The following is an 11,974-nucleotide window of genomic DNA, read 5'->3' on the forward strand; positions in this document are numbered from 1 at the left end:
AATAGTTGTGTGGCGGAAAAGGCCCCCTTGCAAAGCTACCAAGGGAAAAGGTAATGCGAATAGTTTCTGCTGTGTAAAAAGCATGTTATTAATCAGCATGTCAGGGTGCTTCCGTACGCTGTTGCAGTTATCATTATCTGACCAAAATCTGCTGATAAGCTGCTGTAGCGCTAACCTTCCGTTTTCGCTTCCAGGCAGTACAACGATTTGAAGCTGCTACTTTTGAACGAGTTTTAGTTGCCGTTACCTATGTTAATCTCCCGCCATTTTCTTTGGCTACTGTGCCTGCTCGCCGGCTGCCAGGCAGCGCCAGCCGAGCGGGCCGATACGCTTATCGACCTCGCAACCGTGCAAAGCGGCCCCCGCGTGCAGGCCGACGAGCTGAACGGGGCCATTCAGCGCGAGCCGCGCAATACGGCCCTGCTCGCCCGCCGTGCCTCCCTGCGGCTTGCCGCCGGCCAGCCCCGCGCCGCCCTGGCCGATGTGGTCCGGGCGCTCGGTATCGACGACGCCGACGGTAATCTTTACTTCCTGCAAGCTCGCGCCTACCGTGCTTTGGGCCAGCTCGACGAAGCCTTATCCGCCGCGCGCCAGGCGGCCGGCCATGGTTTTGGAGGCCCCGAGCTGCCGCTGCTGGTGGGCGAAACCCATCTGGCCGCCCGCAACTATCCCGCCGCCCTCGACAACCTTGACCGTACCCTGCGCCTCGACCCCGACCAGCCGGCGGCCCTCTTCTACAAAGGCTTGGCTTATGCTGCTTCCAACGACACCAGCACCGCCGTGCAATACCTCCAGGATGCGTTGGCCCGCGACCCCCGCGAGCCCGAGATTTTGCATCAGCTGGCTTTTCTGCTGAACGCCTGGCGCATTCCGGCCGATGCCGCCCGCTATGCCGCGCAGGGCATGAAGCTCGATACCGCTTCCGGCCAGCTGCGCTACGACTATGGCCGGCAGCTGGAGTTGCAGGGCCACCCCGACAGCGCCTTGTGGTACTACCGCCGCGCCTTGGTGCTCGACACCACCGTGTACCGGGCCGACTACCGCTTGGGCCTGGCTGCCGCCAAAACCCGCCAGCCGGCCGCTGTGGTGGCGCACATGGCCCGCGCCCTGCGCCGCAACCCGCGCCTGCCCCAAGCCCGCGTCCTGCTCGCCGAAGCGCTCGAAGTTCAAAACCGTTTGCCCGAAGCCCTGGCCCAGTACCGCCTGCTGGTGGCCGAAAACCCGGGCAACCAGCATTGGACCTTTAAGGCCTGGAAAATGGGAGATGCGACGCTGCCCGACAGCCTGCGCCGCAGCGCGCGGCGCGCCGTACGCCGGCCGGCCCGCCCAATGGCCTTAGAACCGCTGGCCCCGGTAAACGTGTTGAACCCGGTACCGGCGCAGTAGCGGCACCTTCACCAACGCCGGGCTTTTCAGGTTCGTGGGGTTTTCAGGATTGAAAAAATATCCCGCTCTCCCGGCGCAAGTGCTAACTTGCGCCCTGCCTGCCCCAAGCGGGGCCTTTTACTTAGTATTATGCTCAACATCACCCTCCCCGACGGCTCCCAGCGCCAGCTGCCCGACGGCGCGACCGGCTACGACGTCGCCGCCAGCATCTCCGAAGGCCTCGCCCGCAACGCCCTCGCCGTCACCGTGAACGGCGACGTGCGCGACCTGCACCGTGCCCTGCCCGACAACGCTACCGTCAGCATTCTCACTTGGAACGACGACGCCGGCAAATCCACCTACTGGCATTCCTCGGCCCACCTTATGGCCGAGGCGCTCGAAGCCCTGTACCCCGGCGTGAAGCTGGCCATCGGCCCGGCCATCGAAAACGGTTTCTACTACGACGTTGACCTCGGCGAAGGCCGCAGCATCAGCAGCGAAGACTTCCCCGAAATCGAGAAGAAGATGCTGGAGCTGGCCAAAACCAAAAGCCGCTACGAGCGCAAGGACGTCTCGAAAGCCGATGCCATCACCTACTTCACCGACAAGCAGGACCCCTACAAGCTCGAGCTGCTCGAAAACTTAGAGGACGGCAGCATCACCTTCTACACGCAGGGCAACTTCACCGACCTCTGCCGCGGCCCGCACATCCCCGACACCGGCACCATCAAAGCCGCCAAGCTGATGAACGTGGGTGGCGTATTCTGGCGCGGCGACGCCAACCGCCAGCAGCTGACCCGCGTGTACGGCATCACCTTCCCCAAGGCCAAGGACCTCACCGAGTACCTCGAGCGCCTCGAAGAAGCCAAGCGCCGCGACCACCGCAAACTCGGCAAAGAGCTCAAGCTGTTTGCTTTTTCCGAGAAAGTAGGAGCGGGGCTGCCCCTGTGGCTGCCCAAAGGCACCGCCCTGCGCGAGCGCCTCGAACAGTTCCTGCGCAAAGCCCAAGTGAAGGCCGGCTACCAACCCGTCGTCACGCCCCACATCGGCTCCAAAGAGCTGTACGTGACCAGCGGCCACTACGAGAAGTACGGGGCCGACTCCTTCCAGCCCATCAAAACGCCCAACCCCGGCGAGGAATTCTTCCTCAAGCCGATGAACTGCCCGCACCACTGCGAAATCTATAAAACCGAGCCCCGCAGCTACCGCGACCTGCCCGTGCGCTTCGCCGAGTTCGGCACCGTGTACCGTTATGAGCAGTCGGGCGAGCTGCACGGCCTTACCCGCGTGCGCGGCTTCACGCAGGATGATGCCCACCTGTTCTGCCGCCCCGATCAGGTGAAGGACGAGTTCATGAAGGTGATTGACATCGTGCTCTACGTGCTCAAGGCGCTCGATTTTAACGATTTCACCGCCCAGATTTCGCTGCGCGACCCCGAGAACAAAACCAAGTACATCGGCACCGACGAAAACTGGGCGTTGGCCGAAAGCGCCATCATCGAAGCCGCCGCCGAAAAAGGCCTCACCACCACCACCGAGCTGGGCGAAGCCGCCTTCTACGGCCCTAAGCTCGACTTCATGGTGCGCGATGCCATCGGCCGCCGCTGGCAGCTAGGCACCATCCAGGTCGATTACAACCTGCCCGAGCGCTTCGACCTCGAATACACCGCCGCCGACAATTCCAAGCAGCGCCCGGTGATGATTCACCGCGCCCCGTTCGGCTCGCTCGAACGCTTTGTGGCCGTCCTCATCGAGCACTGCGGCGGCAACTTCCCGCTCTGGCTCACGCCCGAGCAGTTCATCGTACTCCCCATTTCCGATAAATACAGCGACTACGCCTACGAGGTGAAGGCCTTGCTGGAGCAGCACGAATTGCGCGGCACCGTCGACGGCCGCGACGAGCGCATCGGTCGCAAAATCCGCGATGCCGAAATGGGCAAAATCCCGTATCTGCTGGTAGTAGGCGAGAAGGAAGCCCAGGACAACGTCATCTCCGTGCGCCGCCACGGCGAAGGCGACCTCGGCTCCATGTCCCTCGAAGACTTCGTGGCCAGCGTGCAAAGCCAGATGGTAACGGCGATGTAAGTTGTTGACATCAAGTTTGTCATGCTGAACAGAGTGAAGCACCTTATCGCGTCAGGACAAATCGTTCCAGTATGATAAGGTGCTTCACTCTGTTCGGCATGACAATGAGTTAAGCACTTCTGTGATTTCCTTCGGCCGCTGCCCTTGCTTTTCCAATTAAAAATGCCGATATTTGCCCCCTGATAGCTAGGCCTTGCCCGGCTTGAACCGCCCAGAATCTCATTCCCCGCCACTTTTTTCGCAGGAGGACCAAACCATAGCAGCCCCGAACCGTCGGTACGTGCCCCGCCAGCAGGTGGAAGAGCCGTTCAAAATCAACCAGAAAATCACCGCTCGTGAAGTGCGCCTCGTCGGCGACAACGTGGAGCAAGGTGTCTACCCGACCGACCAGGCCCGGAAGATGGCCCAGGAGCAAAACCTCGACCTCGTTGAGATTTCTCCCACGGCCACCCCGCCCGTCTGCCGCGTCATCGACTACTCGAAATTTAAATACGAGCAGAAAAAGAAGACCCGCGAGCTTAAGGCCAAGCAGACCAAGGTCGTGCTGAAGGAAATCCGCTTCGGCCCCAACACCGACGAGCACGACTTTGCCTTCAAGGTGAAGCACGCCCAGGAGTTTTTGCGCGAAGGCGCGAAAATCAAAAGCTACGTGCATTTCGTTGGCCGGAGCATTGTCTTCAAGGAGCGGGGTGAAATCCTGCTGCTCAAGTTTGCCCAGGCCCTCGAGGACTTGGCCAAAGTAGAGCAGTTGCCCAAGCTCGAAGGCAAGCGCATGTTTCTCTACCTTGCCCCCAAGGCGGCGGTAGTGGCCAAAGCCGCCGCCAAGCCCGCCGCTCCGGCCGAGGCCAAGCCGAAAGCCCCCAAGCCCGCCGAGCCAAAAGCCGAAGCTACTGAACAGACCTCCGACGCTGCCCCGGCCCCCGCCGAAGCTGCTGAATAGTTTTACCCGGTTGAAGATGGCTTCCCGACCTCTGGTCAGTCAGCAATCAACAATCAACAACCAACCCTCCAACAACCACGACAATGCCGAAAGTAAAGACGAAATCCGGTGCTAAGAAGCGCTTTGCGCTCACCGGAACGGGCAAGGTGAAGCGGAAGCACGCCTTCAAATCGCACATTCTGACCAAGAAGACGACCAAGCAGAAGCGGGGCCTGACCCACACCGGCCTGGTTAGTAGCGCCGACATGAATCGGGTGCGCCAGATGCTCAACATCTGAGTTAACTAACATACAATTTTCACCAGGCTTCCGGCTCTAAGACTTAACCTGTCGCCGGCTGCCAAAAACTCTCAAGGTTATGCCAAGAAGTGTCAACCATGTGGCCTCGCGCCATCGCCGTAAGAAAATCATGCGTTTGGCGAAAGGCTACTATGGCCGTCGCAAAAACGTGTGGACCGTAGCCAAGAATGCCGTTGAAAAAGGCCTCTTGTATGCTTACCGCGACCGTAAAGTAAAGAAGCGCGAATTCCGTGCCCTCTGGATTCAGCGTATCAACGCCGGCGCGCGTGAGCACGGCCTCTCGTACTCGCAGCTGATGGGTGGCTTGAAAAAGGCCGGCATCGAACTCAATCGCAAAGTGCTGGCGGACTTGGCCCTGAACCACCCTGCTGCCTTCCGGGGCATCGTGGAGAAGGTAAAATAACTGCCCCTGCGCGCTATTGACCAAGAAGACGCTGGCCCCTTTGCGGGTCCAGCGTCTTCTTGTTTCAGGCTTTCTCATTTTGGGGAATCAAGATAAGGGGGAGCAGACCAGCGAGTACCAATGACCGGTAACAAAAAAACCGCTCCAGCGCAATGCTGAAACGGTTTTCGACGTAGCGGGAGGCGGGCTCGAACCGCCGACCTCAGGGTTATGAATCCTGTGCTCTAACCAGCTGAGCTACCCCGCCGGGTTTTGTGGGTGCAAAGGTAAGGTAACGAAAACCCGCCGTGCAAGCCCACTAGCTAAAAAACACTGTTTTTATGTTGCGCCCCATTGTTTACAATCCAATGGGGGTGCCGAATTTTCGACTTCCTCCAATGGCTTTATCTGATACTCAAACGAAAGCACGCTTCGTTGCGGAATTCCCCGTCAATGCGTCGCCCAAAATTCTTTTCCCCTACTTGGCTACGGCCTCGGGCCTGACGCAGTGGTTTTGCGACGATGTGCGCTACGTGGAGGGCCAGCGTCTCAATTTTATCTGGGACCACGAGAACCACTACGCCGAAATTTCGGGCCAGCGCCTGAACCGCGCCGTGCGCTTTGTATTTCTCGATGACCACCGCCAGCCACTAACGGATGCCAATTACTTGGAGTTCTCGCTCGACTCGTCGCAGGTTACCGATGAGGTTTATCTGCGGGTTGTTGATTATTCGACTGCCCAGGACCCGGCCGAGCATCAGGAAATGTGGGAAGGCCTCGTGGCCAAGCTGCGCGAGCAGGTAGGGGGCTAACTTTGCCCATTCAAAGGCACCGCGTACCCCGTCGGCCCGGCCGGCGGGGTACTTTTTTTGGCCTCAGTGCGTTAGTATTTCGCGGCCGGAGTCGTCCATCAGGTTTCGTTTATGCTCAAAAAGCTCGATAAGCTCATTCTAAAGGCCTTTGCCGGGCCCTTCCTCCTCACTTTTGCGGTTGTGCAGTTCATTCTGCTTACTCACACGCTGCTCAAGTACCTTGATGACATCATTGGGAAGGATTTGGGCACTGGCGTGCTGTTGCAGCTGCTGTTCTATTTCAGTGTGCTCATTGTGCCGGTTTCTTTGCCACTAGCGGTATTGCTTTCCTCGCTGATGACCTACGGCAATCTGGGCGAGCACCACGAGCTGACGGCCATTAAGGCTTCGGGTATTGCGCTTACGCGTATTTTGCGGCCGGTGCTGCTGGTCACGGCCGCGTTGGCCGTGGGTGCTTTCTGGTTCAATGAGAACATTGTTCCAAAGGCTAACCTAAATGCGTACAGCTTGCTCTGGGACGTACGCCAGCAAAAACTGGCCCTCGATATTCGGGAAGGCGTGTTCTACAGCGGCATTCCCGGCTACACCATCAAGGTGGATAAGAAAACCGGCGAGAACGGCGACCACTTGCACGGGGTGATGATTTATGACAATTCCGAAAAGTCGGGCAACGCCACGGTGATGCTGGCTGACTCGGGCCGAATGTTCACGCGCTTCAACGGGGGCTATTTAGGCCTGGAAATGTTCCACGGATACAAATATGTAGAGCAGCCCGATGCTTCGGACCGCGCCGGGGCCAGCTTTTACCGTCAGGGATTTGATAAAAGCGTGGTGACGTTTTCGTTGGCTTCGTTTGGATTGGGCCACACGCAGAAAGAGTTGTTCTCGACCAATCGCATGATGCTCAACATCGCGCAGCTGCACGAGGCGACGGATTCGGTGCAGCGCAAGCTGCATCAGGAAGAGCGGCAACTTCCCCGGCAAATGAATGCCTACTATACTTTTGCCCGTTTCGATACCACGGGTCAAGCGGCCAACCACAAGTCGGAAGCCATCAAGGTGGCGTCCGCGAAACTCGCCCCCGTTACCAGCGCCATCCTGGAGCAGGCGCAGAACCGGGCGCGCAACCTAATGGCCTTTAGTAGCTCCAACGCCGAGCGCATAGATGAGTACGCCCGAAATTCGGCGCTGTTCCGCATCGAGGTATTTCGCAAATACACCCAGTCGGTAGCAGTGCTACTTATGTTTCTGATTGGTGCGCCGCTGGGTTCAATCATTAAAAAAGGTGGTTTAGGGGTCCCCATTCTCATTTCCATCCTCTTTTTTATCGTTTATTATGTGCTCAGCATCATGGGCGAGAAGTATGGGCGCGAGTTCGTGATGCCGGTAGGGGTTGGCATGTGGATGTCGAACCTGGTGCTGCTGCCGGCCGGCTTGTTCTTCCTTTACCAAGCCTACAACGATTCGGGCCTGCTTGAACTCGACTTCTGGCGGCGGCTGCCGCGGCGACTAGGCATTCCGGCCCTTCGCAAAATCACGGAGCCGGAAGAGGAGGTAGTGGCATAAGCCTCAGCTTGTGCGATGAGTATTACGCCACCGACAAATCTCGCCACCTTCCTTTTATCCTGGTTTTAAATTTCGTACCTTTGCGGCACCCCAATGTATGGGATAGTCAAATTTCTTTTTTCATCCTAAAATCTAAGACGGGGTAAAACCTATCAGCCGATGATTTTAAATACCGAAGCAAAACAGGCCATCTTTGAGAAGAACAGCCTGCAAAAAGTAAAAACCGATACTGGTTCGGCCGAGTCGCAAATCGCTCTCTTCACGCACCGCATCACCCACCTCACCGAGCACCTGAAGGTGAACAAGAAGGACCACAGCACTCGTCTGGGTCTTCTCAAGCTCGTAGGTAAGCGTCGCAGCATGCTGGATTACCTGCAGCACCGCGAAATCAACCGCTACCGTGCCATCATTAAGGAACTGGGCATCCGTAAGTAAGTCCAGAATCTGAGAGTAGGGAGCCTTCCAACGAAGGTTCCCTACTCTTTTTTTGTTCGGGTTGGTTTGGCCCCGAGGCCATCCCGGAAAGCTGTTTTACCATCGGTGCACCGTTGTGTTATATTGAGTAGCGAGGGCCGTGCGCGGTGTTCGTTTTTGGCTGCTCGCCCGCTGTCGCTTTTCTAAGCAAATCCCGCTGATGTCCCAACCCCACGCCATTACCAAAACCCTGGCGCTGCCCGACGGCCGCGTTATCTCCATCGAAACCGGCAAGCTGGCCAAATTCGCCGACGGTGCCGTCGTGGTTCGCCTCGGCGATACCATGCTGCTCGCCACGGTGGTTTCGGCCCCGAGCCAGCGCGACGGCGTTGACTTTCTGCCCCTGTCGGTTGACTACCAGGAGAAATTCGGCTCGGCCGGCAAGATTCCCGGCTCGTTTCAGCGCCGCGAAGGCCGCCTAAGCGACTATGAAATCCTGGTCTGCCGCCTCGTCGACCGCATTCTGCGGCCGATGTTCCCCAAGGACTACCACTACGAGGTGCAGGTGATGATTACCCTCATCTCAGCCGATAAAGAAGTTCAGCCCGATGCCCTGGCCGCCCTGGCTGCTTCGGCCGCGCTGTCGATTTCTGACATTCCGTTTGCCGGCCCGATTTCCGAAGTGCGCGTGGCGCGCATCGACGGCCAGTTCCAAATTAACCCCAAAACCTCCGACCTGGCCCGTGCCGACATGGACCTGATGGTGGGCGCAACTGCCGACTCCGTGGCCATGGTGGAAGGTGCTATGAAGGAAGTGAGCGAAGAAGAGATGGTGGCGGCCATTGCCTTTGGCCACGAAGCCATCAAGGCCCAGTGCCAGCTCCAGAAAGATTTGGCGGAGGCCGTGGGCCGTACCGCCGATTCGCCTACTCGTGAGTACCCCAAGTATGAGGAAAACGATGAGCTGAAAAAGACCATTCTGGACGCCGTGTACCAGGGTGCCTACGACGTGGCCCGCAGTGGCAATACCAGCAAAGGCGGCCGTAAGGAGGGCTTTGGCAAGGTAAAAAAGCAAGTGCTCGAGCATTTGCTGGCCGTGGATGCCGAGTTGAACATGAAGATGTTCAGCCGCTACTATGGCTCGGCTGAGAAAAAGGCTATTCGGGATATGATGGTGAAGGAGCGGGTGCGTCTCGACGGCCGCCAGCTCACCGAAATTCGCCCTATCTGGTCGGAAATCAATTACCTGCCCGGTGCGCACGGCTCGGCCATCTTCACCCGCGGCGAAACACAAAGCCTGACCACCGTCACGCTCGGTACCAAGCTCGATGAGCAGATTGTGGACCAGCCCCTGACCAAGGGTTACTCCAAGTTCATGCTGCACTACAACTTCCCCGGTTTTTCGACCGGTGAAGTGAAGCCTAACCGGGGCGCTGGCCGCCGCGAAATTGGCCACGGCAACCTGGCCCTCCGCTCGCTGAAGCAGGTGTTGCCTTCGGACGACGAGAACCCTTACACCATCCGCATCGTGTCGGATATTCTGGAGTCCAATGGTTCCAGCTCGATGGCCACTGTTTGCGCCGGCTCGCTGGCGCTGATGGATGCCGGCGTTAAAGTGTCGGGTGCCGTGTCGGGCATTGCCATGGGCCTCGTGCAGGACAAGGAAACCGGTGAGTACGCCGTGTTGAGCGATATTCTCGGCGACGAGGACCACCTCGGCGACATGGACTTCAAGGTAACCGGCACCGAGAAGGGCATTTGCGCCTGCCAGATGGATATTAAAATCCAGGGTCTGAGCAATGAGATTCTGACCGCCGCGCTGCACCAAGCCCGTGCTGGCCGCCTGCACATCCTCGCCGAAATGGCGAAGACCATTGCCGCCCCGGCGGCCGAGTTGAAGGCCCACACGCCGCGCTCGCACAAAATGCTGATTGACAAGGAATTCATCGGGGCCATCATCGGGCCGGGTGGTAAGGTTATCCAGCAGATTCAGAAGGATACCAACGCCACGGTTATCATCGAGGAGAAGGACGAAAAGGGCCACGTAAGCATTTACGCAGCCAACCAGGATGACATGCAGGGTGCCATCGACCGGATTCGTGCCATTGCGGCGCAGCCCGAAGTGGGTGAGGTGTACAAAGGCAAAGTGCGCAGCATTCAGCCCTACGGCGCTTTCGTGGAGATTATGCCTGGTAAAGATGGCCTGCTGCACATCTCCGAAGTGACGCACGAGCGAATTCAGACGCTGGAAGGCTTGTTGGAAGTGGGCCAGGACATCGACGTGAAACTGGTGGAAATCGATAAGAAAACCGGCAAGTACCGCTTGTCGCGCAAAGTGCTGCTGCCCAAGCCGGAAACGGCAGGTGCCAGCAATGGCGAAGCCCAAGCGTAGTTACGCTAACACTCCCGAACTAATGTCGGAGGAAGCCTGTTGGCTACCTCTGACTTAGGGGACTGTCCAGACGGCTTTTTCTTACGTATAACCCCATCAGATATCGTTCTTACCTAGTCCCCAATGAGACAGCTAAAAATTAGTAAGCAGATTACCAACCGCGAAAGCCAGTCGCTGGATAAATACCTCCAGGAGATTGGTAAGGTTGATTTGCTCACGCCCGACGAGGAGGTAACGCTCGCGCAGCGCATCCGCGACGGAGACCAGCAAGCACTGGAAAAATTGACCAAAGCCAATCTGCGTTTCGTAGTGTCGGTTGCTAAACAGTATCAGAACCAAGGTCTTAGCCTCGGTGACCTCATCAATGAAGGTAACCTCGGTCTCATTAAAGCCGCCAAGCGCTTTGACGAGACCCGGGGCTTCAAATTTATTTCGTACGCCGTTTGGTGGATTCGCCAGTCGATTCTGCAGGCCCTGGCCGAGCAGAGCCGTATCGTGCGATTGCCCCTGAACCGGGTGGGCTCGCTGAACAAAATCAGCAAGTCCTTCTCGGAGCTGGAGCAGAAGTTTGAGCGCGAGCCTTCGCCTGAAGAAATTGCCGAGGTGCTGGAGCTGACGACCTCGGAAGTGGTCGACACGCTCAAGATTTCGGGCCGTCACGTGTCGGTGGATGCTCCCTTCGTGCAGGGCGAGGAAAACCGTTTGCTCGACGTACTCGAAAACGAGGACGAAGAGTCGCCGGATATGGCCCTGATGAACGACTCGCTCCGCAAGGAAGTGCAGCGCGCCCTGAGCACGCTCACCAAGCGCGAAGCCGACGTGATTACGCTTTACTTCGGGCTCAACGGTGAGGCGGCCCTCACGCTGGAAGAAATTGGCGAGAAGTTTAATCTGACCCGCGAGCGGGTGCGCCAGATTAAGGAGAAGGCTATTCGCCGCCTGCGTCACACGTCGCGTTCGAAAGCGCTGAAGCCTTATCTGGGCTAACTTCTGCTTAGGTTTGTTGTAGGAAAACCCCGGCTGTAAGGTTGGGGTTTTTTGTAGCATTCCAACCTCAAAGGATTGACTGCGGTCCGCTGTCGTAAAAAGTTTCTTTTATGATGAACACGTTGGAAAGCCAGGTTGTCGGCATCCTCATTCGGGATAGTCATTTTGATGACTTATGGGTAACCCGGGAGCCGGTTGCAGTTCCTTACTTCGATAATGCCCTGGTGACGGTGACGTTTGACGGCGTAGCAGAAGAGCTGCCTGATTGCCTGCGCGAAGCAGATGCAGCATTGCGCAACTTCCTGCAGCTGAGTCCAGCTGACCGACTGGCCGCGACTGCCGTGGTTTTGGCCAACTACCAGGAAATGCTGGATGCTGCGGACATAGAGCCACTTGATTTGCCAGAGCCTTCGGCCATCTGGCAGCATGTGCAGCCCCGAAATTTAGTGGTGACCGAAGAAACCGAAGGCGCGGAACGCGACTTTTACATTCAGATTGAAGGCGAATGCGACTGGGAGGAGGAGCACGGCATCGCGCTGGTATTCCGGCAGGGGCGCATGCTGACCCGGCTGAGCCAATACGATGGCCACCTCACCGAGGCGCACGCGTATGGCCGGGCGGATATTGCTGACCCGCTAATGGCGCAATTCTACGCTGCGTTTGGCCGGCCAGGAAATTAAATAGTTACTTGAACAAAAAGCATTGACCATTGCCGGCGTTAGGCTGGTATCG

The 11,974-nt window shown here is 57.9% G+C and carries 10 protein-coding genes, 1 tRNA gene and 1 pseudogene; 11 read left to right on the forward strand and 1 reads right to left on the reverse strand.

Going from position 1 to position 11,974, the window contains the following annotated elements:
• Positions 1-249 precede the first annotated feature (249 nt).
• From ABIB44_RS01830 to rplT, 5 genes and pseudogenes are all read left to right on the forward strand, one after another.
• Positions 250-1,386: a tetratricopeptide repeat protein gene (locus ABIB44_RS01830; protein ID WP_354582916.1), complete on the forward strand. Its 1,137-nt coding sequence runs from the start codon at positions 250-252 to the stop codon at positions 1,384-1,386.
• Positions 1,387-1,515: 129 nt separating this feature from the next.
• On the forward strand, positions 1,516-3,450 hold the full coding sequence (gene thrS, locus ABIB44_RS01835; RefSeq protein WP_354582917.1) for a threonine--tRNA ligase: 1,935 nt from the start codon (positions 1,516-1,518) through the stop codon (positions 3,448-3,450).
• A 256-nt stretch (positions 3,451-3,706) separates the two neighbouring features.
• Positions 3,707-4,264, forward strand: a pseudogene (infC, locus tag ABIB44_RS01840) (translation initiation factor IF-3); the annotation flags it as partial.
• Between the two features lie 209 nt (positions 4,265-4,473).
• The gene (gene rpmI, locus ABIB44_RS01845) at positions 4,474-4,668 is read left to right on the forward strand and encodes a 50S ribosomal protein L35 (RefSeq protein WP_046242504.1); all 195 of its coding nucleotides are present in this window, start codon (positions 4,474-4,476) and stop codon (positions 4,666-4,668) included.
• Between the two features lie 79 nt (positions 4,669-4,747).
• On the forward strand, positions 4,748-5,092 hold the full coding sequence (gene rplT / locus ABIB44_RS01850; RefSeq protein WP_354582918.1) for a 50S ribosomal protein L20: 345 nt from the start codon (positions 4,748-4,750) through the stop codon (positions 5,090-5,092).
• A gap of 173 nt (positions 5,093-5,265) precedes the next feature.
• On the opposite strand, the gene ABIB44_RS01855 is transcribed toward rplT, so the two are convergent.
• Positions 5,266-5,339 (reverse strand) — tRNA-Met (locus tag ABIB44_RS01855).
• 130 nt (positions 5,340-5,469) lie between these two features.
• On the opposite strand from ABIB44_RS01855, the gene ABIB44_RS01860 reads away from it, so the two are divergent.
• The 6 genes from ABIB44_RS01860 (at position 5,470) to ABIB44_RS01885 (ending at position 11,922) form a co-directional block, all read left to right on the forward strand.
• The gene (locus tag ABIB44_RS01860; protein ID WP_354582919.1) at positions 5,470-5,883 is read left to right on the forward strand and encodes an START-like domain-containing protein; all 414 of its coding nucleotides are present in this window, start codon (positions 5,470-5,472) and stop codon (positions 5,881-5,883) included.
• Positions 5,884-5,994: 111 nt separating this feature from the next.
• Positions 5,995-7,449 (forward strand): LptF/LptG family permease, encoded by a 1,455-nt coding sequence (locus ABIB44_RS01865; RefSeq protein WP_354582920.1) that lies wholly within the window; start codon positions 5,995-5,997, stop codon positions 7,447-7,449.
• A 159-nt stretch (positions 7,450-7,608) separates the two neighbouring features.
• Positions 7,609-7,884 (forward strand): 30S ribosomal protein S15, encoded by a 276-nt coding sequence (rpsO, locus tag ABIB44_RS01870; protein ID WP_208172960.1) that lies wholly within the window; start codon positions 7,609-7,611, stop codon positions 7,882-7,884.
• Between the two features lie 199 nt (positions 7,885-8,083).
• Positions 8,084-10,255 (forward strand): polyribonucleotide nucleotidyltransferase, encoded by a 2,172-nt coding sequence (pnp, locus tag ABIB44_RS01875; RefSeq protein WP_354582921.1) that lies wholly within the window; start codon positions 8,084-8,086, stop codon positions 10,253-10,255.
• Between the two features lie 123 nt (positions 10,256-10,378).
• The gene (locus ABIB44_RS01880) at positions 10,379-11,242 is read left to right on the forward strand and encodes a sigma-70 family RNA polymerase sigma factor (RefSeq protein ID WP_035566352.1); all 864 of its coding nucleotides are present in this window, start codon (positions 10,379-10,381) and stop codon (positions 11,240-11,242) included.
• A 110-nt stretch (positions 11,243-11,352) separates the two neighbouring features.
• Positions 11,353-11,922, forward strand: coding sequence for a DUF6985 domain-containing protein (locus ABIB44_RS01885; protein WP_354582922.1), 570 nt, complete (start codon positions 11,353-11,355; stop codon positions 11,920-11,922).
• The last annotated feature ends 52 nt before the right edge of the window (positions 11,923-11,974 follow it).

The organism is Hymenobacter sp. UYCo722 (assembly GCF_040547115.1).
Taxonomy (GTDB): domain Bacteria; phylum Bacteroidota; class Bacteroidia; order Cytophagales; family Hymenobacteraceae; genus Hymenobacter.